Source organism: Streptomyces sp. NPDC020597 (genome assembly GCF_044335095.1).
In the GTDB taxonomy this organism is placed as follows: domain Bacteria; phylum Actinomycetota; class Actinomycetes; order Streptomycetales; family Streptomycetaceae; genus Streptomyces.
Genome location: NZ_JBIRUL010000006.1, coordinates 294,608 through 319,036, shown reverse-complemented (window position 1 = coordinate 319,036; position 24,429 = coordinate 294,608). Strand labels below are relative to the sequence as shown.

Here is a 24,429-nt window from a genome sequence, read left to right as displayed (position 1 = left end):
TTTTAGGCAAACGCATAATGGGTTAAGGCCTGGGGCAAGGCGTCGACGGGAAGGACGGACGGACATGGGGCGGGTCGGACTGACCACGGAGCGCCTGGTGCGGGCGGGTGCGGAGCTCGCCGACGAGGCCGGCTTCGAGGAGGTGACCGTCTCGGCGCTGGCCCGGCGGTTCGACGTCAGGGTGGCGAGTCTGTACTCGCACGTGAAGAACTCGCAGGACCTCAGGACCCGCATCGCGCTGCTCGCCCTCGAGGAGCTCGCCGACCGGGCGGCCGACGCGCTGGCGGGCCGGGCCGGGAAGGACGCGCTGACCGCGCTGGCCAACGTCTACCGCGACTACGCGCACCGGCACCCCGGCCGCTACGCCGCCGCCCAGCTGCGGCTCGACCCGCAGACGGCCGCCGAAAGCGCCGGCGTCCGGCACGCGCAGATGACCCGGGCGCTGCTGCGCGGCTACGACCTGGCGGAGCCGGACCGCACGCACGCGGTCCGGCTGCTCGGCAGCGTCTTCAGCGGATACGTCGGCCTGGAGCTGGGCGGGAGCTTCAGCCACAGCGCGCCGGACACGGACGAGACCTGGGCCCGCGTCCTGGACGCCCTCGACGCCCTGCTGCGCAACTGGCCCGCCGCATGAGCCGCGCGCCCGGGCCGGCCTGGATCACGACGCCCGTCACCGCCGACCTGCTGCGTGGGGCCCTCGACGTCGAGCGCACCGGGCACGGCGTGCTGCCGCACCGGCTGCCCGCACGCGCGCGTGCCCAGTGCGCCGACCCGCAGCTCGCCATGGCCGAGTCCCAGCCGTCGGGTGTGCGGCTCGTGTTCCGCAGCGGGGCCACCGCCGTGGAGCTGGACGTCCTGCCCACCAAGCGGGTCTACGTCGGCGGGCCGCCCCGCCCGGACGGCGTGTACGAGCTGCTCGTCGACGGCCGTCCGCTCAGGGCGGCCAGCGCGACGGAGGGCGGCCGCGTCCAGACCGTCGACCTGGTGGCGGGGACCACCGACACGCGGTCCGGTCCGGTCGCCACCCTGCGGTTCACGGACCTGCCGCCCGGCGTCAAGGACCTCGAGATCTGGCTCCCGCACGACGAGAGCGCCGAGCTGGTCGCCCTGCGCACCGACGCCCCGCTGACCACCGCCCCCGCGTCCGGCCGCCCGGTCTGGCTGCACCACGGCAGCTCGATCAGCCACGGCTCGGACGCCGTGCGCCCCACCGCGATCTGGCCCGCCCTCGCCGCCTCGCTGGCCGGCGTGGAGCTGATCAACCTGGGCCTGGGCGGCAGCGCCCTCCTCGACCCGTTCACCGCCCGCGCGCTGCGGGACACCCCGGCCGACCTGATCAGCGTCAAGGTCGGCATCAACCTGGTGAACCTGGACCTGATGCGGCTGCGCGCCTTCACCCCGGCGGTGCACGGCTTCCTCGACACGATCCGCGAGGGCCGTCCCGGCACGCCCCTCGTGGTCGTCTCACCGATCCTGTGCCCGATGCACGAGGACACTCCGGGCCCCACCTCGCTGGACTTCGCCTCCGCCGCCGCGGGCCGGGAGCTGTTCCAGCCGATGGGCGATCCGGCCGAGGTGGCGTACGGGAAGCTGACCCTGCGGGTGATCCGCGCCGAACTGGCGCGGATCGTGGCCGAGCGCGCCGCCGACGACCCGCACCTGCACCACGTCGACGGCCTCGACCTCTACGGCGAGGCCGACGCCGTCGAGACGCCGCTGCCGGACGGCCTCCACCCGGACGCGTCGGGACACCGTCTGATCGGCGAACGCTTCGCGCGGGTCCTCAGCTCCCGGCTCCCCCGGCTCCCCCGTGGCCCGCACGACCCCCGTGGTCCGCGGGACTCCCCTGACCGCCGTGGCCCCGGGTGAGTTCGCGGTACTCCTCGGGCGTCGGCTTGGGGATGTGGCTGTCCGCCCCGAACATCGCACGGGCCAGCCGCGCCCGCACCCGCTGGGACAGGGTGACCGGCCGCCGCACCCCGTTGTGGTCGACGAGCGGCCCGATCTCGTACGGCGGGTGCTGCTCGTGCTGGGTGAGGGTGAACAGCCGGTCCTGGCCGAGGGGTTCGTGAACCTCGATGTACTCGCCGTGCGGCAGGCGTCTGATGGCGCCCGTCTCCCGGCCGTGCAGGACCTTGTCACGGTCGCCGCGCTGCAGCCCGAGACAGATCCGCTTGGTGAGCGTGAAGGCGACGACCGGGGCGGCGAACACGGAGATCCGCACGAACCAGGTGATCGCGTTGATGGACAGATGCAGGTGCGTGGCCACGATGTCGTTGCCGCCGCCGATCAGCAGCACCGCGTACAGGGTCAGCCAGGCCACGCCGAGGCCGGTGCGCACGGGGGCGTTGCGCGGCCGGTCGAGGATGTGGTGCTCCCGTTCGTCACCGGTGATCCACGCCTCGACGAAGGGGTAGGCCCCGATGGCGAGCAGGATCAGCGGGAACAGCGAGAACGGGATGAGGACGCCCAACTCCAGGGTGTGGCCCCAGGCGTTGATCTCCCACCCCGGCATCACCCGGATCAGCCCCTCGGAGAAGCCGAGGTACCAGTCCGGCTGGGCGCCCGTCGTCACCAGGTCCGGGCGGTACGGCCCGAACGCCCAGACCGGGTTGACGCTCGCGATCCCGCCCATCACCGCCAGTACGCCGAAGACCAGGAAGAAGAACCCGCCGGCCTTCGCCATGTAGACCGGCATGAACGGCATGCCGACGACGCTCTTCTGGTCGCGTCCGGGTCCGGGGTGCTGGGTGTGCTTGTGGAAGAACACCAGGACGAGATGAGCGACGACCAGCCCCAGCATGATGCCGGGCAGCAGCAGGACGTGGATCGGGTAGAACCGGGCGATGATGTCGTGCCCCGGGAACTCGCCTCCGAAGAGGAAGAACGACAGGTACGTGCCGACGACCGGGACGGACAGGATCGCGCCGTCGGCGAACCGCACTCCGGTGCCGGAGAGCAGGTCGTCGGGGAGCGAGTAGCCGGTGAGACCGGTGAGGATGCCGAGGAACAACAGCAGCCAGCCGAACACCCAGTTGACCTCGCGCGGCTTGCGGAACGCGCCGGTGAAGAACACCCGCATCATGTGCACGAGCATGCCGCTGACGAAGACCAGCGCCGACCAGTGGTGGATCTGCCGGATCAGCAGCCCGCCGCGCACGTCGAAGCTGATGTCGAGCGTCGACTCGTACGCCCGTGTCATCGTGATGCCGTTGAGGGGCGCGTACGAGCCGTGGTAGACGACCTCGGCGCTGCTCGGCTCGAAGAACAGGGTGAGGTAGACGCCGGTGAGGATGAGGATCAGGAAGCTGTAGAGACAGATCTCGCCCAGCATGAACGACCAGTGGTCCGGGAACACCTTGCGCAGGTTGGCCTTCGCCAGCGTGTACAGCCCGAGCCGTCCGTCCGCCCAGTCCGCGACCCGCTCGCCTCTGCCCGCCGGATCCCGTGGCCGTCGCGAACTCCCGTCGTCCGCCGCACTGTTCACCGCTCCCGCGTGCTCGCCCATACGTCGCCGCCTCCCCGTCGGATCTTCCTCAGGGTGGCACGGACGGCCCGTTGAGCCAACGGTGCGGACGGTTGCGGGCGGCCGCCGCCGGGGCCCGCGGCTACGGCCGGACGATGCCCTGCGCCCGGGCGGCCCTCAGCCACTGCGGGAACTCGCTCACGAGCCGGTCGTAGAGATCGGCGTCCGAGACCTTCCGCGGATCAGGGCCGGCGTGGAAGAAGCCGGCGTTGTCGACCGCCCGCTTCGAGGGGACGGGCAGTTCGTCGAGCCTGCGCAGGAAGTCGAACTGTCTGCTGCCGCGGTCGCCGAAGCCGACGAACTGCCAGAACAGGGGCAGCTTGGAGGCCTTGCACAGGTAGCGCTCGGCGGCGAGCTTGTCGACGGGGCCTCCGTCGGTCTGGAAGACGACCAGCGCGGGTTCGCGCGCCCCGCTGTCGAGGTAGTGGTCGATGACGGCGTCCATGGCGAGGTGGTAGCTGGTCCTGCCCATGTGCCCGAGCCCGGCCACGATGCGGTCCACCCGTCCGCGGTGGTCGGCGAGGGCGATGTCGGTGACGGCGTCGACGTCGGTGGAGAAGAAGACGACCGGCACCCGGCCGTCGTCGTCGAGGTGCGCGGACAGTCCCAGCACCCGTTCGGCGAGCGCCTGCACGCTGCCGTCCTGGTAGTACGGCTTCATCGAGCCCGAGTAGTCGACGACGAGGTAGACGGCGGCCCGCTGCCCGTCGAGGCCGTGCCTGGCGAGGGACGCCCCGGCGCTCTCGTAGAGGCCGACCAGCGCGGGTGCGGTCTCCTGGACCTTGGTGAGACTGATCGCGACCATGGCGCACAGCCTCCCACACCCACCGCCCCCGCCTCGGGAACAGGCGTACGAAAAGGCGACGGCGCCTGCCCAGTCGTCCGGTCGGGGACTGTGGGCAGGCGCCGTCTGTGTTCCGCACGCCTTTGTACGGGACGTCTGGGCGCCTTTCGGCGGGGCCGTCAGACCATCAGCGAGCGGTCCGTCGGGCGGATCGGGGCGGGCAGCTCGCTCGCGCCGGTCAGGAACCGGTCGACGCCGCGGGCGGCCGAGCGGCCCTCCGCGATCGCCCACACGATGAGCGACTGGCCGCGGCCGGCGTCTCCGGCGACGTACACGCCGGGCACGTTGGTCGCGAAGTCGGCGTCGCGCGCGACGTTGCCGCGCTCGTCGAGCTCCAGGCCGAACTGCTCCACGAGGCCGTTCTCCCGGTCGGTGCCGGTGAAGCCCATGGCGAGGGTGACCAGCTGGGCGGGGATCTTGCGCTCCGTGCCCGGCTTCGGGGTCAGCCTGCCCTCGACGAACTCGACCTCGGTGAGGTGCAGCCACTGGACGTTGCCGTCCTCGTCGCCCTCGAAGTGGGTGGTGGAGACGGAGTAGACCCGCTCGCCGCCCTCCTCGTGCGCGGACGTGACCTTGTAGAGCATCGGGAAGGTCGGCCAGGGCTGACCCGGGTTCCGCTCCTCGCCCGGGCGGGGCATGATCTCCAGCTGGGTGACGGAGGCAGCGCCCTGGCGGTGGGCGGTGCCCACGCAGTCGGCGCCGGTGTCGCCGCCGCCGATGACCACGACGTGCTTGCCCTCGGCCGTGATCGGGGGCGCCACGAAGTCGCCCTCCTGGACCTTGTTGGCCAGCGGCAGGTACTCCATCGCCTGATGGACGCCCTTGAGCTCACGGCCGGGGACCGGCAGGTCGCGGGCGGTGGTGGCGCCGGCGGCGATCACGACGGCGTCGTAACGCTTCTTGAGGTCGGTCGCCTTGAGGTCGCGGCCGATCTCGATGCCGGTGCGGAAGCGGGTGCCCTCCGCGCGCATCTGCTCGATGCGCCGGTTGATGTGCCGCTTCTCCATCTTGAACTCGGGGATGCCGTACCGCAGGAGGCCCCCGATGCGGTCCGCGCGCTCGTAGACGGCGACGGTGTGGCCGGCCCTCGTCAGCTGCTGGGCGGCGGCCAGACCCGCCGGGCCCGAGCCGATGACCGCGACAGTCTTGCCGGACAGGCGCTCGGGCGCCTGCGGGGCGACGTCACCGGTCTCCCACGCCTTGTCGATGATGGAGACCTCGACGTTCTTGATGGTGACGGCCGGCTGGTTGATGCCGAGCACACACGCCGACTCGCAGGGAGCCGGGCACAGCCGCCCGGTGAACTCCGGGAAGTTGTTCGTCGCGTGCAGCCGCTCCTGCGCCGCCGACCAGTCCTCGCGGTAGGCGAAGTCGTTCCACTCGGGGATCAGGTTCCCCAGCGGACAGCCGTTGTGGCAGAACGGGATGCCGCAGTCCATGCACCGGCTGGCCTGCTTGCCGATGATCGGCAGCAGCGAACCGGGGACGTAGACCTCGTTCCAGTCCTTCAGCCGCACGTCGACGGGGCGGGACTTGGCGACCTCACGGCCGTGGTTCAGGAAGCCCTTCGGGTCAGCCATGGGTCGCCGCCTCCATCATCTTCTCGGTGATCTCGGACTCGGAGAGTCCCGCCTGCTCGGCGGCGTCCTTGGCGGCGAGCACTGCCTTGTACGTGCTGGGGATGATCTTGCTGAAGCGCTCCACGGCCGCGTCCCAGTCGGCGAGCAGCTTCTCGGCGACCGTCGAACCGGTCTCCTCGGCGTGGCGGCGCACCACGTCGTGCAGCCACTGCCGGTCGGCGTCGTCGAGCGCCTCGACGGCGTCCAGGTTGCCCACGTTGACGTGGTCGCGGTTCAGGTCGATCACGTAGGCGACGCCGCCGGACATGCCGGCCGCGAAGTTGCGGCCCGTCTCGCCGAGGACCACCGCATGACCGCCGGTCATGTACTCGCAGCCGTGGTCGCCCACACCCTCGGAGACCACCAGCGCGCCGGAGTTGCGGACGCAGAACCGCTCACCGGTGCGGCCGCGCAGGAACAGCTCCCCGCCGGTCGCGCCGTAGGCGATGGTGTTGCCCGCGATGGTCGAGTACTCGGCGAGGTGGTCGGCGCCCCGGTCCGGGCGGACGACGACACGGCCGCCGGAGAGGCCCTTGCCGACGTAGTCGTTGGCGTCGCCCTCCAGGCGCAGCGTGACACCGCGCGGGAGGAAGGCGCCGAAGGACTGGCCCGCGGAGCCGGTGAAGGTGATGTCGACGGTGTCGTCGGGCAGGCCCGCGCCGCCGAACCGCTTCGTCACCTCGTGGCCGAGCATGGTGCCGACCGTGCGGTTGATGTTGCGGATGGAGACCTGGGCGCGCACCGGCTGGGCGTCGGTCGCGGAGTCCGCGGCGAGGGCGTCGGCGGCGAGCTTGATGAGCTCGTTGTCGAGCGCCTTCTCCAGGCCGTGGTCCTGCGAGATGACCTGGTGCAGGGCCGCGCCCTCGGGCAGGGCCGGCACGTGGAAGAGCGGGGCGAGGTTGAGGCCCTGTGCCTTCCAGTGGTCGACGGCGCGCTCGACGTCGAGGACCTCGGCGTGGCCGACGGCCTCCTCGATCGAGCGGAAGCCCAGCTCGGCGAGCAGTTCGCGGACCTCTTCGGCGATGAACCTGAAGAAGTTCACGACGTATTCGGCCTTGCCGGCGAAGCGGTCGCGCAGCACCGGGTTCTGGGTGGCGATGCCGACGGGGCAGGTGTCCAGGTGGCAGACGCGCATCATGACGCAGCCGGAGACGACGAGCGGGGCGGTCGCGAAACCGAACTCCTCGGCGCCGAGCAGCGCGGCGATGATGACGTCACGGCCGGTCTTGAGCTGGCCGTCCGTCTGGACCACGATCCGGTCGCGCAGGCCGTTGAGCAGCAGGGTCTGCTGGGTCTCGGCGAGGCCGAGCTCCCAGGGGCCGCCCGCGTGCTTGAGCGAGGTCAGCGGGGAGGCGCCGGTGCCGCCGTCGTGGCCGGAGATGAGCACCACGTCCGCGTGCGCCTTGGACACACCGGCCGCGACCGTGCCGACGCCGACCTCGGAGACCAGCTTCACGTGGATCCGCGCCTGCGGGTTCGCGTTCTTCAGGTCGTGGATCAGCTGGGCCAGGTCTTCGATGGAGTAGATGTCGTGGTGCGGCGGCGGGGAGATCAGGCCGACCCCCGGGGTCGAGTGGCGGGTCTTGGCGACCCACGGGTAGACCTTGTGGCCGGGCAGCTGGCCGCCCTCGCCGGGCTTGGCGCCCTGGGCCATCTTGATCTGGATGTCGTCCGCGTTGACCAGGTACTCGGACGTGACGCCGAAGCGGCCGGAGGCGACCTGCTTGATGCTGGAGCGGCGCGCCGGGTCGTACAGGCGCTCCGGGTCCTCGCCGCCCTCACCGGTGTTGGACTTGCCGCCCAGCTGGTTCATGGCGATGGCGAGGGTCTCGTGCGCCTCCTGGGAGATGGAGCCGTACGACATGGCGCCGGTGGAGAAGCGCTTGACGATCTCGGAGACGGGCTCGACCTCGTCGACGGAGATGGAGGGGCGGTCCGACTTGAGGCCGAAGAGCCCGCGCAGGGTCATCAGGCGCTCGGACTGCTCGTTCACCCGACTCGTGTACTGCTTGAAGATGTCGTAGCGGGCCGAGCGCGTCGAGTGCTGGAGGCGGAAGACCGTCTCCGGGTCGAACAGGTGCGGCTCGCCCTCGCGGCGCCACTGGTACTCGCCGCCTATCTCCAGGGCGCGGTGCGCGGGGGCGATGCCGGAGGCGGGGTAGGCCTTGGCGTGGCGGGCGGCGACCTCCTTGGCGACGACGTCGATGCCGATGCCGCCGATCTTGGTGGCGGTGCCGCTGAAGTACTTCTCGACGAAGGCGTCATCGAGGCCGACCGCCTCGAAGACCTGGGCGCCGCGGTAGGAGGCGACGGTCGAGATGCCCATCTTGGACATGACCTTCAGGACGCCCTTGCCGAGGGCGTAGATCAGGTTGCGGATGGCCTGCTCGGGCTCCATGCCGTTCAGGAAGGTGCCCGCGCGCAGCAGGTCCTCCACCGACTCCATGGCCAGGTACGGGTTGACGGCGGCGGCGCCGAACCCGATCAGCAGGGCGACGTGGTGGACCTCGCGGACGTCTCCGGCCTCGACCAGCAGGCCCACCTGGGTGCGCTGCTTGGTGCGGATGAGGTGGTGGTGGACGGCCGCGGTGAGCAGCAGCGACGGGATCGGCGCGTGCTCGGCGTCGGAGTGGCGGTCCGACAGCACGATGAGCCGGGCGCCGTTGTCGATGGCGGCGTCGGCCTCGGTGCAGATCTCGTCGATCCGGGCGGCCAGCGCGTCTCCGCCGCCGTGCACCCGGTACAGGCCGGAGAGGGTCGCGGCCTTGAAGCCGGGCATGTCGCCGTCGGCGTTGATGTGGATGAGCTTGGCCAGCTCGTCGTTGTCGATCACCGGGAAGGGCAGGGTGACCGTACGGCAGGACGCGGCCGTCGGCTCCAGCAGGTTGCCCTCGGGGCCGAGGGAGGAGCGCAGCGAGGTGACGAGCTCCTCGCGGATGGCGTCCAGCGGCGGGTTGGTGACCTGCGCGAACAGCTGCGTGAAGTAGTCGAAGAGCAGCCGGGGGCGGGAGGAGAGCGCGGCGATCGGCGAGTCGGTGCCCATGGAGCCGATCGGCTCGGCGGCGGCCTTGGCCATCGGCGCGAGGAGCACGCGCAGCTCTTCCTCGGTGTAGCCGAAGGTCTGCTGGCGGCGGGTGACCGAGGCGTGCGTGTGCACGATGTGCTCGCGCTCGGGCAGGTCGCCCAGCTCGATCTCGCCGGCCTCGAGCCACTCCGCGTACGGGTTCTCGGCGGCGAGCTGGGCCTTGATCTCGTCGTCCTCGATGATGCGGTGCTCGGCGGTGTCGACGAGGAACATGCGGCCGGGCTGCAGGCGGCCCTTGCGGACGACCTTGGCGGGGTCGATGTCGAGGACGCCGACCTCGGAGCCGAGGACGACCAGGCCGTCGTCGGTGACCCAGTAGCGGCCGGGGCGCAGGCCGTTGCGGTCGAGGACCGCGCCGACCTGGACGCCGTCGGTGAAGGTGACGCAGGCCGGGCCGTCCCAGGGCTCCATCATCGTGGAGTGGAACTGGTAGAAGGCGCGCCGGGCCGGGTCCATGGAGTCGTGGTTCTCCCACGCCTCCGGGATCATCATCAGCACGGAGTGCGGCAGCGAGCGGCCGCCGAGGTGGAGCAGCTCGAGCACCTCGTCGAAGGAGGCCGAGTCGGAGGCGTCCGGCGTGCACACCGGGAAGATCCGCTCGATGGCCTTGTCGTCCTGGCCGAACAGGTCGGAGACGAGCTGCGACTCGCGGGCGCGCATCCAGTTGCGGTTGCCCTTGACGGTGTTGATCTCACCGTTGTGCGCGACGAAGCGGTAGGGGTGCGCGAGCGGCCACGAGGGGAAGGTGTTCGTGGAGAAGCGCGAGTGGACGAGCGACACGGCCGAGGCGAAGCGGCGGTCGGACAGGTCCGGGAAGAAGGGCTCGAGCTGGCCGGTGGTCAGCATGCCCTTGTAGACGATCGTCCGCGCGGAGAGCGAGGGGAAGTAGACGCCGGCCTCGCGCTCGGCGCGCTTGCGCAGCACGAACGCCTTGCGGTCGAGGTCGATGCCATGGCTCGTGCCGTCGCTCACGAAGACCTGGCGGAAGGCCGGCATCGTGGAGCGGGCGGTCGCGCCGAGGAGTTCGGGGGCGACCGGGACGTCGCGCCAGCCGAGGACGGTGAGGCCCTCCGCGGCGGCGATCGTCTCGATCTTCGAGACGGCGGGCTCGGCGCCGGTCTCGGGGAGGAAGGCGATGCCGGCGGCGTAGTGGCCGGCCTCGGGGAGGTCGAATCCGGCGACCTCGCGGAAGAAGGCGTCCGGGACCTGGGTCAGGATGCCCGCGCCGTCGCCGGAGTCCGGCTCGGAGCCGGTGGCGCCGCGGTGCTCGAGGTTGCGCAGAACGGTCAGCGCCTGCTCGACCAGCGCGTGGCTCGCCTCGCCGGTGAGGGTGGCCACGAATCCGACGCCGCAGGCGTCGTGCTCGTTGCGGGGGTCGTACATACCCTGCGCAGCAGGGCGAGCATCCATGAAGGACCAGTTCTGGCCATTCGCGGAATGCTGGGACGGCTGGCGCGGCGTACGCATCGGCTCTCCCGTCGTCGTCTCAGGTGGCATGTCTGCTGGCGAAGGGACGACGTTGGCCCTCTGCGGAACGCAAAATTTCGTGCAGGTTACATGATGGAGCGGTTCTCGGGAACCGGATACTCCGTTCCAGCATGCGGACGCCACGGGTGCGCGGCGGGGGTTCCTCGCACGTGGCTGAAAGGTATGGGGGCCGGACGGGACGGGATCGGTCGGATCGCTGCCCGGCGGACCGGAAGGGCGGAGGGAGCGGCGTCACCCACCCCGCGAGTGCGCCGCAGGCGTCATTGCCCACAGCGCTTACGGCTCATGCCCGCTGGTTAAGCAGTCGAAACCAGCCGGTAACGACTATCTATGCGGCCCAACGCATAGATAGCAGCCGATCTATCCTACGGCCGTTCCGAAGAAGCTGCCCAGGGCGTACGTCACACCCGCCGCCGTGCCGCCGAGGGCCAGCTGCCGCAGCCCGCTGAACCACCAGGACCGCGCCGTCACCCGGGCCACCACCGCGCCGCAGCCGAACAGGCCGAGCAGGGCGAGCAGCACGGCCGGCCACAGCGAGGCGGCGCCGAGCAGGTACGGCAGGACGGGAAGCAGCGCGCCCAGCGCGAAGGAACCGAAGCTGGACACCGCGGCGACCAGCGGCGAGGGCAGGTCCGACGGGTCGATGCCCAGTTCCTCGCGGGCGTGTATCTCCAGGGCCTGCTCGGGGTCGCGCGACAACTGCTGGGCGACCTGCCGGGCCAGCGCGGGTTCGACGCCCCGGGACTCGTACAGCGCGGCGAGCTCGGCCTCCTCGTCCTGGGGGTGCTTGCGCAGCTCCCGCCGCTCGACGGCGAGCTCCGCCTCGACGAGTTCACGCTGCGAGGCGACGGAGGTGTACTCGCCGGCGGCCATGGAGAAGGCGCCGGCCGCCAGTCCCGCGAGGCCGGTGACGACCAGGGTCTGCTGCCCCACGGATCCGCCGGCGACGCCGGTCATGAGGGCGAGGTTGGAGACCAGGCCGTCCATCGCGCCGAAGACGGCGGGGCGCAGCCAGCCGCCGTTGACGTCACGGTGGGTGTGGTTGTCGCGGTGCGCCTCGTGCAGCGGCGCCTCGGTCTCGATGATGGCCACGGAGATCCCCCAGTAAGCTGAGCCAAAGCTAACTTTAGACTGATTCTAAGTTCGTGCAACGCGAAGATACGCCTCCTCATTCCGCTTCGCCAGCAAGGAAAGGCTCGGCTAACCTGCGCTTTTACCTTCGAGCGCTCATTCGATCGACTATCCGCACAGGTGTCGACCGGGTGACTTGAAGGGCGTCGAGGCTCGGGTCAACCGCCGATGGTGGGACACATCCGCAGACGGTTCCGCGCCCGAGCGGAGCCACGGTGGAGAGGCCCGCCCATGGCAACGATCCGTGAACGAGCCCGCGGCGCCCTGCTCGGCCTCGCCGTCGGAGACGCCCTGGGCGCCCCCGCCGAGAACATGAAGCCCTCCGAGATCCGCGCCCGCTGGGGCCGCATCACCGGCTACGTCGCCGACAGACCGGCCGGCACGGACGACACCGAGTACGCGATCTTCTCCGGCCTGCTGCTCGCCCGGCACGGCTCCGCGCTCACCCCGGCCCACGTGGAGTCGGCCTGGCACCAGTGGATCGCCGACCGGGACGAGGGGCCCTTCCGCGGCGCGGGATTCAGCGAGCGCGGCACTCTGGAGAACCTCCGCCGCGGCCTCGCGGCGCCCATCTCGGCGCAGCACCGGCACGCCTGGAGCGACGGCCTGGCGATGCGTGCGGCCCCCTTCGGCGTCTTCGCCGCGGGCCGCCCGGCGGAAGCGGCCCGGCTGGTCGCGATCGACGGCGCGGTGAGCCACGACGGCGAGGGCATCTACGGCGGGCAGGCGGTCGCGGCCGGAGTCGCCGCGGCGATGGCCGGGGCGCCGCCGATCGCGGTCGTCGCCTCCGCGCTCGCGGTGGTCCCCGAGGATTCGTGGACGGCTCGTTCGCTGCGCCGGGCGGCGGCCGTGGCCCACCGGGGCGAACGGGCCGTGCGCTCGGCCGTCGTCGTCGGCGGCTACCCGTGGACCGATCTGGCGCCGGAGGCCGTCGCCCTCGCGTTCGGCGCGTACGCGGCCGCCGACGGCGACTTCCGCGAGGCGGTCCTCACGGCGGTGAACATGGGCCGCGACGCGGACACCACGGCGGCGGTGGCGGGCGCCCTGGCCGGCGCCACCCGGGGGGTCTCGGCGATCCCGCCGGACTGGGCGGCGGCCATCGGTCCGGCACGGGGCACCTGCCTGCCCTCGATGGCGGGCCATCACGTCCTGGACGTGGCCGAGCTGCTGGTGCCGGGCGAGGGCGGCAAGTGGGGCGAGGGCGTGGTCGTGGCAGACGTCGTCCCGATCCTGATGAGCCCGGGACGGCTTCCCCGCCCCGACCCGACGGCCTTCACCCTGACGACGGCGATGGCGACGGCAGCGACGGCAGCGAACGACAGTCACGACATCCCGGAGGCCTGTTCATGACACCGCCCGCACCCTGGGACGAGACGGCGCCGGCCGCAGCGGTCACGGCGGCGCCCTGCACGCCCGCGACCGCCGGCCGCGAGGGCGGGGGCACGGGGGCGGGCGCCCCGCGGGACCCGTCCGCACCCGGCGGCGCGAACGGCGCCGACGCGACGGGCGACCGCACCGGCGCGGCACGCCGGGCCGCCGGGCCGGCGGGAGAGGCCGGGACCGAAGGCCTCGCCCACCCGCGGCGCACACGGCGCATCGAAGGCCTGCTGCTCGGCCTCGCCGCGGGCGACGCCGCCGGATGGCCCGCCGCCCGCCATCGCGCCGCCCGGATGCCGGACTGGACCCGTCGGCTGACCCGGGAGCTCGACACCTTCGCCGAACACAACGCGACGACCACCCTGCCCGTCCCCATCGCCCTGAACCAGCCCCCCGAGCCCCTCCGGCTCGGCCCCTCCGACGACGCCGAGTGGGCGGCGTTCGCCGCCGAGGCGGTGCTGCGGGCCGGCGACGACACCGCTCTGGGCGACCTCGGCCGGGACCGCCGGATGCGTGCCGCCATCGACCTCACCTGGAACGCGATCGCCAGTGAGGTCGCCGCGGCGGCCGACCGCGCGCCGGAGGTCGAGTCCGCCGTCCTGCCCCTGCGGGCCCGTATCTCGGTGCGCGCCGGACTGGGCAATCTCGCCGCCGGACTGCGGCCCCCCGCCACCGGCCACGACAACCCGCACTACTTCGACGACGCGGCCTGCGTACGCGCCTGCGTGCTCGCCGTGGCGCACGCCGGCGATCCCGGGGCCGCCGCCGGGCTCGCCGAGTTCGACGCCCGCTACACCCAGGACGGCGACGGCGTGCACGGCGCGAGGGCGATGGCCGCGGCCCTCGCCCTCGCCCTGGCCGGGGCGGACGTCGAGGCCTGCGTGACGGCGGCGCTCGGCGAGCTCCCCGCGCACACGGAGATCGGCCGCAACGCCCGGCACGCGCTGGACCTGGCCCGCACCGCGCCGAGCGCGTTCGCGCTCATCCCGCTGCTGGAGCACCAGATCGTCGACCACGTCTACAGCTACGGCATCGCGGCCGCGGAGACCGTGCCGGTGGCGCTGGCCCTGGCGACGGCGTCCGGCGGCCGCATCGGCGAGGCGGTGCCGGCCGCGGCCTGCCTCTCCCGGGTCGCGGACTCGGCCCCCGCCCTGGCGGGCGCGCTCACCGGGGCGCTCGGCGGCGCCGCCGCGATCCCCGGGGCGTGGCGCGACAGCTGCCGCGTCCTGTCCGGCTGCGCGCTCCCCCGGCTCACCGGCACCGACCTGGTGAAACTCGCCGGGCTCCTGGAAGCCGCACAACCGGCCCCACCAGGAGGATGATTCGGGGCATGACGCCCAAAGCAGAAGAAAGCAACGGGGCAACCCTGGAGGAGCGCATCACCGGCGCCCTGGTCGGCGCGGCCGTGGGCGACGCCCTCGGCGGCCCCGTCGAGGGCTACACCCCGGACCAGATCCTCGAACGCCACGGCGGCCGTGTGCACGGCGTCGTCGGGCCCTGGAACGGCGACGACTGGCGCACCGCCCGCCCCATCGCCCCTTACCACAAGGGCGACGGCCACGTCACCGACGACACCCTGATGACCCATGCGCTGATCAGGGTCTACGCCGCGGTCCGTGATCACCTCGACGCCTACGCGATCGCCGAGCACCTCGTCCCGGACCTGATGACGACCCCCCGCTGGATCCCGGAACTGGAGGCCGAGGCACTCCCCCTGCACCGGATCTTCCTGGCGGAGAAATGGCTGGTCGCCCGGCTCCACTACGGCCACGTGGACCCGCGGGAAGCGGGCGTGGGCAACATCGTCAACTGCGGCGCGGCGATGTACATGGCCCCGGTGGGCCTGGTGAACGCGGCCGATCCGGCGGGGGCGTACGCGGAGGCGCTGGACGTCGCGGGCGCCCACCAGTCGTCCTACGGCCGGGAGGCGGCGGGCGTCTTCGCCGCGGCGGTGGCGGCCGCGTGCACGCCGGGCGCGACCGCGGATTCGGTGGTGACGGCCTGTCTGGCCCTGGCGAAGGACGGCACGCGCACGGCGATCGAGAAGGTCTGCGAGGAGGCGGTCCGGCACGGCGACGTCGAGTCCGCGCTCATCCCGCTCAGGGAGGCGGTGGCGCCCTACGACACGGTGGGCCCCGACTACCGGCGGCCCTCGCTCGGCGCCCGCCGCCCCTCCCGGCTGCACGCGATCGAGGAACTCCCGGTCGCCCTGGGCATGGTGCTGGCGGCGGGCGGCGACTACCGCCGGGCGGTCCTCGGCTCCGTGAACTACGGCCGCGACTGCGACTCGATCGCCACGATGGCGGGAGCGGTGGCCGGCGCCCTCGGCTCACCGGTCCCCGAGGAGTGGGCGAAACAGGTCGCCGAGGCCAGCCGCCTCGACCTGTGGCAGCCGGCGGCGACGCTCACCGGCGTCGCCCGCGAGGTCTTCCGCCGCGACGTCGAACGCCGCCGCGACCACGAGCGGGCCTTCCACGCCCTCGCAGGCGCCCCCGGAGGCTCCGGATGCTCCGACTGACCTGGGTCCAGCCGGAGGACCTGCTCGGCCACGAACTGCGCCAGGCGGCCGAGGACGGCCGGGAGCCGTGGGCGGTCGCCGCCCGCTGGCGGGCGGCCGGAGGCCACGAGGCGCCGCCCCGCGCCGGCGCCTCCGGGCAACGGGCCTCCGGCTATCTCCGGCTCCTCGCGGACGACCTGCTGGACGAACTGGCGGACCTGCCCAGCAGACTGGCCGAGGACGAGCCGACCGAGCTGGACGCCATCAGAACGCTCTGCCCCCGGTGGCCCGGCCGGCCGGGCGGCACGAGACCCCCGGCGCCCTCGCGGGCCCGCCTGGAAGCGGCGTGGCTGGGGCGGGCCGCCGGCTGCCTCCTGGGCAAACCGGTGGAGAAGCTCCCCCTGGACGCCGTCCGCCGGCTCGCCCGGGCCGCCGGCAACTGGCCCCTGAACGGCTACTTCACCGCCCGAGGGGTCCCCGGCCCCCTCCTCGAGGAGCACCCCTGGAACCGCCGCTCGGCGCCCACCTCCCTGGCCGAGAACATCGACGGCATGCCCGAGGACGACGACCTCAACTACCCCCTGCTCAACCTCCTGCTGCTGCAGCGTCACGGCAGGGGCTTCACCACCGCCGACGTGGCCCGGCTCTGGCTCGACGAACTCCCCGCGGGCCGCACCTTCACCGCCGAGCGCGTCGCCTACCGCAACCTCCTCTGCGGCATCGAACCCCCGTACACCGCCCGCCACCGCAACCCCTTCCGGGAGTGGATCGGCGCCCTGATCCGCGCCGACGTGCACGGCTGGACCAACCCCGGCGACCCGGCCGCCGCGGCCGAGCAGGCGCACCGCGACGCCGTCCTCACCCACACCGGGAACGGCGTCTACGCGGCGATGTTCACGGCGGCCGTCGTCGCCGCTGCCGCGACCGGCGGCCTCGACGTGCACGCCTGTCTGCGCACCGGCCTGACGGTCGTCCCGCCCCGCTCCCGGCTCGCCGTCGCCGTCACCCACGCGATCCGGCTCGCCGGGGAGCACGCCGACTTCGACACCGTCGTCGACGGGCTCCATGCCGCCCACCGGACGGCACACTGGGTGCACGCCGTCCCCAACACGGCCCTGATCGCCGCCGCCCTCACCCATGCGGACGGCGACTTCGCCGGGTCCATCTGCCGTGCCGTGTCCGGAGGTTGGGACACCGACTCCGACGGCGCGACCGCGGGCGGCGTCGCCGCGCTGCTCACCGGCGGCCCGGCCGCCCTCCCCGACCGCTGGACGGCCCCGCTCAAGAACCGGCTGACCACCTCCGTCGCCGACTTCGACGGCGTCGGCTTCGACGCCCTCGCCCATCTCACCCGGTCCCTCATCCCTCGGGAGGCATCCCGCCCATGACCGACATCGTCGTGCTCGGCAGCACGAACATGGACCTCGTCGCCTACGTCGAGAAGCCCCCGCAGCGCGGGGAGACCGTGACGGGACGGGAGTTCCGCACGATCCCCGGCGGCAAGGGCGCCAACCAGGCGACCGCGGCCGCCCACGCCGGCGGCGCCGTCTCGATGATCGGGGCGGTCGGCAACGACTCGTTCGGCGCCCGGCTGCGCTCCACGCTCGAGCACGCGGGCGTCAACACCGACCACCTGCGCACCGTCGAGGCCCCCTCCGGAACCGCGCACATCGTGGTGGACGACGACGGCGGCAACGCGATCGTCGTGGTGCCCGGCGCCAACGGCACCGTCGACCACCTGGCCCCCGGCGACGAAGGCCTCATCGCCTCCGCGGACGCGCTGCTCCTTCAGCTCGAAGTGCCCCTGGCCGCGGTCGTCGCCGGTGCGCGGGCGGCCCGGGCGCACGGCGTGCGCACGATCCTCACCCCCGCCCCCGCCCGGCCGCTGCCGGCGGAACTCCTCGACGCCACCGATCTGTTGGTGCCCAACGAGCACGAGGCGACCGCGCTCACCGGCCGCACCGACCCGCGCGAGGCGGCCGCCGTCCTGCTGGACAGCGTCCCCGAGGTCGTCATCACGCTCGGCGCGGCCGGCAGCCTCTACGCGGCCCGGGGCGCCGAACCCCTCACCGTGCCCGCCCCGCGCGTCACGGCCGTGGACTCCACCGGCGCGGGCGACACCTTCGTCGGCGCCCTCGCGGTGGCGCTGGGCGAGGAACGGCCCGTACGGGAGGCGCTGGCCTGGGCGGCGGCCGCGGCCGCGCTCTCGGTCCAGCGGCACGGCGCCACCGCGTCGATGCCGTACCGCTCCGAGATCGAGACGCAGTACGCCTCATGACCGAACCCGCCACGACCACATCCGCCACGACCGCACCCGGCACGACCTCATCCCCCGTGGCCGAGCGGACCGCTCCCCTGCACGGCGTCCGGGTCCTCGACCTGGCCACCCTGTTCGCCGGGCCGCTCGCCGCCACCCTGCTCGGCGACTTCGGCGCGGACGTCGTCAAGGTCGAGCACCCCGACCGTCCCGACCCCTCCCGGGGGCACGGCCCGTCCAAGGACGGCGTGGGCCTGTGGTGGAAGCTCCTGGGCCGCAACAAGCGCACGATCACCCTCAACCTGTCCACGCCCGGCGGCCGCGACACCCTGCTGCGGCTCGCCGCGAAGGCCGACGTGATCATCGAGAACTTCCGTCCCGGCGTCCTGGAGAAGTGGGACCTCGGCTGGGAGGAGCTGTCGGCGGCGAACCCCCGCCTGGTCCTCGCCCGTGTCACCGCCTTCGGCCAGTTCGGCCCCTACGCGCACCGCCCCGGCTTCGGCACCCTCGCGGAGGCGATGAGCGGCTTCGCGGCGATCACCGGCGAACCGGACTCCCCTCCCGTCCTCCCGCCCTTCGGCCTGGCCGACTCGATCGCCGGCCTGGCCACCGCGTACGCCGTCATGACGGCCCTCGCCGCCCGCGACCGCACCGGCGAGGGCCAGGTCGTCGACATGGCGATCATCGAGCCCATCCTCACCGTCCTCGGCCCCCAGCCCCTCTGGTACGACCAGCTGGGGTACGTCCAGGCCCGTACCGGCAACCGGTCCGCCAACAACGCCCCGCGCAACACCTACCGCACGGCCGACGGGGACTGGGTCGCCGTGTCGACGTCGGCGCAGTCGGTCGCGGAACGGGTGATGCGGCTCGTCGGCCGCCCGGAACTGATCGACGAGCCGTGGTTCGCCACCGGCGCCGAGCGGGCCGCCCACACCGACGTCCTCGACGAGGCGGTCGGCTCCTGGATCGCCCGGCACACCCGCGCCGACGTCCTCGCGGCGTTCGAGAAGGCGCAGGCGGCGATCGCCCCGGTCCAGGACGTCCGGGACGTGCTGTCGGACCCCCAGTACCAGGCCCTGGACACCGTCACCGCGGTGGACGACCCGGAGCTGGGCCGGATCCGGATGCAGAACGTCCTCTTCAGGCTCTCCGCGACGCCCGGCGCGATCCGCTGGGCCGGCCGCCCGCACGGCGCCGACACCGACGCCGTGCTGACCGAACTGGGCCTCACGGCGGCCGAGCTGAGCACCCTGCGTGAGGTGGGCGCCCTGTGAAGAAGCCCCCGCTGACCTGGCTCTACGTCCCCGGCGACCGCCCCCGGACGGTCACCAAGGCCCTCGCCTGCGGCGCCGACGTCGTCATCGTCGACCTGGAGGACGCGGTCGCGCCGGACCGCAAGGAGTACGCCCGCGCGGCCACCGCCGAACGCCTCGCGGAGCCCCAGCCGGTACCGGTCCACGTCCGGGTGAACTCCCTGGACACCCCCTACGCGGCGGCCGACCTGCGCACGGTGGCCGCCCTCCCCGGCGTCTGCGGTCTGCGCCTGCCGAAGGTGACGGCCCCCCACCAGATCACCCGGGTCGCCGAGAGCGTGCCCCGCAGCGACCGCGGCGCCACCCCTCTGCACGCCCTGCTGGAGACCGCCCTCGGCGTGGAACACGCCTTCGCCATCGCCCGCGCCCACCCCTCCCTGCGCGGCATCGCCCTCGGCGAGGCGGACCTGCGAGCCGATCTGGGCGTCCGCCACGACGCGGGCCTGGACTGGTCGCGCTCCCGGGTCGTCGTCGCCGCCCGGGCCGCCGGACTGGCGCCCCCGCCCCAGTCGGTGCACCCCGACATCCGCGACCTGGACGGCCTGGCCACCAGTTGCGCCCACGGCCGCACCCTCGGATTCCTGGGGCGCGCCGCCATCCACCCCCGCCAGCTCCCGATCATCGAACAGGCCTACCTGCCGACCCAGCAGGAACTGGAGGACGCCGAGACGATCGTGAAGGCGGCCCTCACCGAACAGGGCGCCCAGGCGCTCCCCGACGGACGGTTCGTCGACGCCGCGGTGGTGGCGGCCGCACACCGCACGCTGGCCCTGGCCGGCCGGGACTGACCGCCCGGCCACGGCCCCGCGGTCGCACGACGAGGGCGCCCGGTGAACCCGGGCGCCCTCGTCGTGGTGCGCTTCCTGGTGCGCGTCGTCGTGCCGACGGCCGTCAGCTCTTCTTGCCCGCCGACTCCGCCTCGTCCTTGACGTCGGCCTTCGCCTCGGCCTTGTCGTCCGCCTCGGCCGCGGTCCCGTCCTCGGCCTTCTTCGCCGCTGTCCCGTCGTCGGCCGCGGACGCGTCCCCGGCCTTCGCCCCTGCGGAGTCCTCCGCGGCATCGGACGGGGACGGCTGCGCCCCGGACTTCTCCTCGCCGTCCGCCGAGGCGTCCCCGGCCGCGTCGCCGGCTGCCTGCGCGGCAGGTTCGACGACCGCCTCGCGGCCCGGGCGCTTCTTCGCCGAGACGACCATGTACGCCACCGCGAGCAGGAAGACCACCAGCGCGGTCCAGTCGTTCAGCCGCAGGCCCAGGATGTGGTGGGCGTCGTCCACCCGCATGTACTCGATCCAGGCGCGGCCCACGCAGTACGCGGCGACGTACAGGGCGAACGCCCGCCCGTGGCCCAGCTTGAAGCGGCGGTCGGCCCAGATGACGAGAAGGGCCACGCCGATGCACCACAGCGACTCGTAGAGGAACGTCGGGTGGTAGTAGCCGGGCACCCGCCCGTCCGCCGAGGACGTGATGTGCAGGGCCCAGGGAAGGTCGGTCTCCTTGCCGTAGAGCTCCTGGTTGAACCAGTTGCCCCAGCGCCCGATCGCCTGCGCGAAGGCGATGCCGGGGGCGATGGCGTCGGCGTACGCCGGCAGCGGGATGCCCCGGCGGCGGCAGCCGATCCACGCGCCCACCGCGCCGAGCGCGATCGCGCCCCAGATGCCGAGGCCGCCCTCCCAGACCTTGAAGGCGTCCACCCAGTCCCGGCCCTCGCTGAAGTACAGCTCGTAGTCCGTGATCACGTGGTAGAGCCGGCCGCCGACCAGCCCGAAGGGCACCGCCCAGACGGAGATGTCGGCCACCGTGCCGGCCAGCCCGCCCCGGGCGACCCAGCGCCTGTTGCCGAGCCAGACCGCGACGAAGACGCCGATGATGATGCAGAACGCGTAGCCGCGCAGGGGAACGGGGCCGAGGTACAGCACCCCGTGCGACGGGCTGGGAATGTAGGCAAGTTCCATGGCAGGGTCGACGCTACCCTGCCCCGCCCGGCCGACGACGGGCGGCCGGGCTACGGCTCCATAACGGGCTGGTGTGCGCGGTCGCCGCCCGTGTCACCGCTGGTCGGCCTCCTCCACCATCTTCTTCAGCTTCTCCGGCGTCATCGACCGGTCCTGGTAGATGTTCTTGCCGTTGAACAGCACGGTGGGGGTGCCGCCGAAGCGGCCGTTCTGGAAGGCCTGGTTGGACTTGACGACCCAGCTGTTGTGCGTGCCCTGCTCCACACAGGCGCGGAACGCGGGCGTGTCGAGCCCGTCGACCTTGCCCGCGAGTTCGATCAGCCTGCTGTTCTCGGCGTACTCGTCCTTCGTCTCTTCCGGCTGGTTCTCGTAGAGAACGTCGTGGTAGGCGGGGAACTTGCCGACGTCCTGGGCGCAGGCCGCCGCGTTGGCCGCGTTGCGGGAGCCGCTGCCGCCCATGTTGCCGTCGATGAGGGTGGCCAGGTGGTACTCGACCTTCAGCTTCCCGCCCTGCGTCAGCTCGTGGATCGTGGGCCGGTACGCCGTCTCGAAGGCCTTGCAGGCCGGGCAGCGGAAGTCCTCCCACACCGTGAGCGTGGCCTTGGCGCCGTCCTTGCCGACCGGGATCGCGAGGGCGTCCTCGCCCTGGGCCCCCGAGGGCGCCACGACCGGGCCCGACTTGTCGCTGCTGTCGTCCTTGCCGGAGTTCGCGGCGACGACGCCGATCACCGCGGCCAGCCCCAGCACGCAGACGACGCTCGCGCCGACGATCAGTGTGCGCCGCCGCCGCTCGGCCGTCTTCTGCTTCTCGCGCTCCGCTGCCAGCCGCTCCCGGGCAGTGCGCTTTCCGTCACGATTCTTCTCGCTCACACCCCCAGAACGAACCGGGGAGGCGCATTGCGCCTCCCCGGTCCCAGGTCCACCCGTTCGGGTGACCGGTGTTCCCCTCACGCCTGGCGGCGCACGCCCTTCGCCAGGTCGCCCGCGAGCGCGCGGACCGCCTCGACGCCGGCCGCCTCGTCCGGTGCGTCCAGCATCCGCTTGACGAAGGCCGAGCCGACGATCACGCCGTCGGCGAAGCCGGCCACCTCCGCGGCCTGCCGGGCGTCCGAGACGCCGAGGCCGACGCAGACCGGCAGGCCGGTGCCGGTGGCCCGGGTCCGCTCCACCAGGTCCTGCGCCTGCGCGCCGACCGACTCCCGGGTGCCGGTGACACCCATCAGCGAGGCGGCGTAGACGAAGCCGCTGCCCGCCTCGGTGATCTGCGCGAGCCGGGCGGCCCGGCTGCTCGGCGCGACGACGAAGACGGTCGCGAGGCCGTGCTTGTCGGCGTGCTCCCTCCACAGGGCCGACTCCTGCACCGGCAGGTCGGGCAGGATGCAGCCCGCACCGCCGGCCTCCGCCAGTTCGGCGGTGAACCGCTCGACGCCGTAGCGGTCGATGGGGTTCCAGTACGTCATGACGAGGATCGGCCTGCCGGTGGCCTCGAACGCCTCGCGGACCGTGCGCATGACGTCCGCGATGCGCACCCCGCCGCGCAGGGCGATGTCGTCGGCGGTCTGGATGACCGGCCCGTCGAGGACCGGGTCGCTGTGCGGCAGTCCGACCTCGACCACGTCGGCGCCGCCGTCCAGGACGGCCTTGATCGCCTCGATGCCGCCGTCCACCGTCGGGAACCCGGCCGGGAGGTAGGCGATGAGCGCGGCGCGGTCCTCGGCCTTCGCGGCGGCGAGGGTGTCCGACAGCAGCTGAATGTTCCCGCTCACTTGGCGTCCCCCTCGATCTCCGCGGTGGCGGCCGCGTCGGCGGCGACCTCGGCGTCGGTGTCGTACAGCCCGAAGTAGCGGGCGGCCGTGTCCATGTCCTTGTCGCCGCGACCGGACAGGTTCACGACGATCAGCCCGTCCGGGCCCAGTTCCCTGCCGACCTCCAGCGCGCCGGCCAGCGCGTGCGCGCTCTCGATGGCCGGGATGACGCCCTCGGTGCGCGACAGCAGGCGCAGGGCCTGCATGGCCGCGTCGTCGGTGACCGCGCGGTACTCGCCGCGGCCGGTGTCCTTGAGGTAGGAGTGCTCGGGGCCGATGCCGGGGTAGTCGAGGCCCGCCGAGATGGAGTACGGCTCGGTGATCTGGCCCTCGTCGTCCTGGAGGACGTAGGAGCGCGAGCCGTGCAGGATGCCGGGCTCGCCCGCGGTCAGGGTCGCCGCGTGCTCGCCCGTCTCGATGCCGTGCCCGGCCGGCTCGCAGCCGATCAGGCGCACGCCGGCGTCCGGGATGAAGGCGTGGAAGAGGCCGATGGCGTTGGAGCCGCCGCCGACGCAGGCGACGGCCGCGTCGGGCAGGCGTCCGGCGCGCTCCAGGATCTGGCGGCGGGCCTCGACGCCGATGACCCGGTGGAAGTCGCGGACCATGGCCGGGAAGGGGTGGGGTCCCGCGACCGTGCCGAACAGGTAGTGGGTGCGGTCGACGTTGGCGACCCAGTCGCGGAACGCCTCGTTGATGGCGTCCTTCAGGGTGCGGCTGCCGGACTTCACGGCGACGACCTCGGCGCCCAGCATGCGCATCCGGGCCACGTTGAGGGCCTGGCGCCGGGTGTCGATCTCACCCATGTAGATGGTGCACTCGAGCCCGAAGAGGGCGCAGGCGGTGGCCGTGGCGACGCCGTGCTGGCCCGCGCCGGTCTCGGCGATCACACGGGTCTTGCCCATGCGCTTGGTGAGCAGCGCCTGGCCGAGGACGTTGTTGATCTTGTGGGAGCCGGTGTGGTTGAGGTCCTCGCGCTTGAGGAAGATCCGGGCGCCGCCGGCGTGCTCGGCGAACCTCGGCACCTCGGTGAGGGAGCTGGGGCGGCCGGTGTAGTGCACCAGCAGGTCGTCGAGCTCGCGCGCGAACTCGGGGTCGTGCTTGGCCTTGTCGTACTCGACGGCCACCTCGTCCACGGCGGCGACGAGGGCCTCCGGGATGAACTTGCCGCCGAACGCGCCGAAGTAGCCCTCGACGGTGGGGACCTGTCCGTCGGGGTCGGGAATGAAGAACTCGCTGGGCATGCGGAAACCTCACGGTGAGACGGTGTGGTGTGCAGACACGAAACGCCGTGGGAGCGGGGTCGGCGGACGGCTAACCGCCGTCGGCGGCTCGTCGCGCAGTTCCCCGCGCCCCCCGGGGGCGCCGCTGCCATCGCATGCCGTTCACCTGGCCCGGCTCGTCGCCGATGACGTACCGGACCCGGCGGCCGTGCACCCGGCGGGCGGGCGCGCGGCAGCCACGGGGACGGCAGCCGCGCGCGAGGCGGGCGTAGCGGTCCGTGGCGGTCGCGGGGGTCGTCGGAGTCATCGGGGCAAGC

General features: G+C 72.9%; 19 protein-coding genes. 9 read left to right on the top strand and 10 right to left on the bottom strand.

Features of this window, described 5'->3' with window-relative positions; all coding sequences use genetic code 11:
* Positions 1 to 64: 64 nt before the first annotated feature.
* Together ACH4ZA_RS13920 and ACH4ZA_RS13915 are read left to right on the top strand one after the other, a co-directional pair.
* Positions 65 to 634 (top strand): TetR-like C-terminal domain-containing protein, encoded by a 570-nt coding sequence (locus ACH4ZA_RS13920; RefSeq protein WP_319276683.1) that lies wholly within the window; start codon positions 65 to 67, stop codon positions 632 to 634.
* Positions 631 to 1,869 carry a GDSL-type esterase/lipase family protein gene (locus ACH4ZA_RS13915; protein WP_398429482.1) on the top strand — a complete coding sequence of 413 codons (1,239 nt, stop codon included), beginning with the start codon at positions 631 to 633 and terminating at the stop codon, positions 1,867 to 1,869. Before ACH4ZA_RS13920 ends, ACH4ZA_RS13915 begins: the two co-directional genes overlap by 4 nt.
* Here the strand turns inward: ACH4ZA_RS13915 and ACH4ZA_RS13910 are convergent.
* The 5 genes from ACH4ZA_RS13910 to ACH4ZA_RS13890 form a co-directional block, all read right to left on the bottom strand.
* Entirely contained in the window at positions 1,784 to 3,508 is a 1,725-nt protein-coding gene (locus ACH4ZA_RS13910; RefSeq protein WP_398429480.1) for a cytochrome bc complex cytochrome b subunit, read from the bottom strand. The two genes, ACH4ZA_RS13915 and ACH4ZA_RS13910, sit on opposite strands and share 86 nt — an antisense overlap.
* A gap of 100 nt (positions 3,509 to 3,608) precedes the next feature.
* Positions 3,609 to 4,331 (bottom strand): VWA domain-containing protein, encoded by a 723-nt coding sequence (locus ACH4ZA_RS13905; RefSeq protein ID WP_319276688.1) that lies wholly within the window; start codon positions 4,329 to 4,331, stop codon positions 3,609 to 3,611.
* Positions 4,332 to 4,489: 158 nt separating this feature from the next.
* Positions 4,490 to 5,950, bottom strand: a complete 1,461-nt coding sequence (locus tag ACH4ZA_RS13900; RefSeq protein ID WP_319191655.1) for a glutamate synthase subunit beta — start codon at positions 5,948 to 5,950, stop codon at positions 4,490 to 4,492.
* Entirely contained in the window at positions 5,943 to 10,541 is a 4,599-nt protein-coding gene (gene gltB / locus ACH4ZA_RS13895; RefSeq protein WP_398429478.1) for a glutamate synthase large subunit, read from the bottom strand. Before gltB ends, ACH4ZA_RS13900 begins: the two co-directional genes overlap by 8 nt.
* Before the next feature lie 381 nt (positions 10,542 to 10,922).
* Positions 10,923 to 11,654 carry a VIT1/CCC1 transporter family protein gene (locus ACH4ZA_RS13890; RefSeq protein ID WP_398429477.1) on the bottom strand — a complete coding sequence of 244 codons (732 nt, stop codon included), beginning with the start codon at positions 11,652 to 11,654 and terminating at the stop codon, positions 10,923 to 10,925.
* A gap of 270 nt (positions 11,655 to 11,924) precedes the next feature.
* Here ACH4ZA_RS13890 and ACH4ZA_RS13885 point away from each other — a divergent pair, with 270 nt between their 5' ends.
* Genes ACH4ZA_RS13885 through ACH4ZA_RS13855 form a run of 7 tightly spaced genes read left to right on the top strand, consistent with a single transcriptional unit; the run spans position 11,925 to position 19,925 of the window.
* Positions 11,925 to 13,043 (top strand): ADP-ribosylglycohydrolase family protein, encoded by a 1,119-nt coding sequence (locus ACH4ZA_RS13885; protein ID WP_398429476.1) that lies wholly within the window; start codon positions 11,925 to 11,927, stop codon positions 13,041 to 13,043.
* Positions 13,040 to 14,392, top strand: coding sequence for an ADP-ribosylglycohydrolase family protein (locus tag ACH4ZA_RS13880; RefSeq protein WP_398429475.1), 1,353 nt, complete (start codon positions 13,040 to 13,042; stop codon positions 14,390 to 14,392). Before ACH4ZA_RS13885 ends, ACH4ZA_RS13880 begins: the two co-directional genes overlap by 4 nt.
* A gap of 8 nt (positions 14,393 to 14,400) precedes the next feature.
* A complete protein-coding gene (locus ACH4ZA_RS13875) occupies positions 14,401 to 15,588 on the top strand; it encodes an ADP-ribosylglycohydrolase family protein (RefSeq protein ID WP_398429474.1) in 1,188 nt (395 codons plus the stop codon).
* A complete protein-coding gene (locus ACH4ZA_RS13870; protein WP_319276701.1) occupies positions 15,576 to 16,955 on the top strand; it encodes an ADP-ribosylglycohydrolase family protein in 1,380 nt (459 codons plus the stop codon). Before ACH4ZA_RS13875 ends, ACH4ZA_RS13870 begins: the two co-directional genes overlap by 13 nt.
* Positions 16,952 to 17,845: a ribokinase gene (gene rbsK, locus ACH4ZA_RS13865; RefSeq protein WP_319276703.1), complete on the top strand. Its 894-nt coding sequence runs from the start codon at positions 16,952 to 16,954 to the stop codon at positions 17,843 to 17,845. Before ACH4ZA_RS13870 ends, rbsK begins: the two co-directional genes overlap by 4 nt.
* Positions 17,842 to 19,098 carry a CoA transferase gene (locus tag ACH4ZA_RS13860; RefSeq protein ID WP_319276705.1) on the top strand — a complete coding sequence of 419 codons (1,257 nt, stop codon included), beginning with the start codon at positions 17,842 to 17,844 and terminating at the stop codon, positions 19,096 to 19,098. Before rbsK ends, ACH4ZA_RS13860 begins: the two co-directional genes overlap by 4 nt.
* Complete coding sequence (locus tag ACH4ZA_RS13855; protein WP_319276706.1) at positions 19,095 to 19,925, top strand: CoA ester lyase; 831 nt, start codon at positions 19,095 to 19,097, stop codon at positions 19,923 to 19,925. Before ACH4ZA_RS13860 ends, ACH4ZA_RS13855 begins: the two co-directional genes overlap by 4 nt.
* A gap of 103 nt (positions 19,926 to 20,028) precedes the next feature.
* Here the strand turns inward: ACH4ZA_RS13855 and lgt are convergent, their stop codons facing one another.
* The 5 genes from lgt to trpM form a co-directional block, all read right to left on the bottom strand.
* Positions 20,029 to 21,087: a prolipoprotein diacylglyceryl transferase gene (gene lgt / locus ACH4ZA_RS13850; protein WP_319276707.1), complete on the bottom strand. Its 1,059-nt coding sequence runs from the start codon at positions 21,085 to 21,087 to the stop codon at positions 20,029 to 20,031.
* Between the two features lie 93 nt (positions 21,088 to 21,180).
* The gene (locus tag ACH4ZA_RS13845) at positions 21,181 to 21,957 is read right to left on the bottom strand and encodes a thioredoxin domain-containing protein (protein WP_398429472.1); all 777 of its coding nucleotides are present in this window, start codon (positions 21,955 to 21,957) and stop codon (positions 21,181 to 21,183) included.
* Between the two features lie 77 nt (positions 21,958 to 22,034).
* Complete coding sequence (gene trpA / locus ACH4ZA_RS13840; protein ID WP_319276711.1) at positions 22,035 to 22,853, bottom strand: tryptophan synthase subunit alpha; 819 nt, start codon at positions 22,851 to 22,853, stop codon at positions 22,035 to 22,037.
* Positions 22,850 to 24,133 carry a tryptophan synthase subunit beta gene (gene trpB / locus ACH4ZA_RS13835; RefSeq protein WP_319276713.1) on the bottom strand — a complete coding sequence of 428 codons (1,284 nt, stop codon included), beginning with the start codon at positions 24,131 to 24,133 and terminating at the stop codon, positions 22,850 to 22,852. Before trpB ends, trpA begins: the two co-directional genes overlap by 4 nt.
* A 70-nt stretch (positions 24,134 to 24,203) precedes the next feature.
* Complete coding sequence (trpM, locus tag ACH4ZA_RS13830; RefSeq protein ID WP_319276714.1) at positions 24,204 to 24,419, bottom strand: tryptophan biosynthesis modulator TrpM; 216 nt, start codon at positions 24,417 to 24,419, stop codon at positions 24,204 to 24,206.
* Positions 24,420 to 24,429 lie beyond the last annotated feature (10 nt).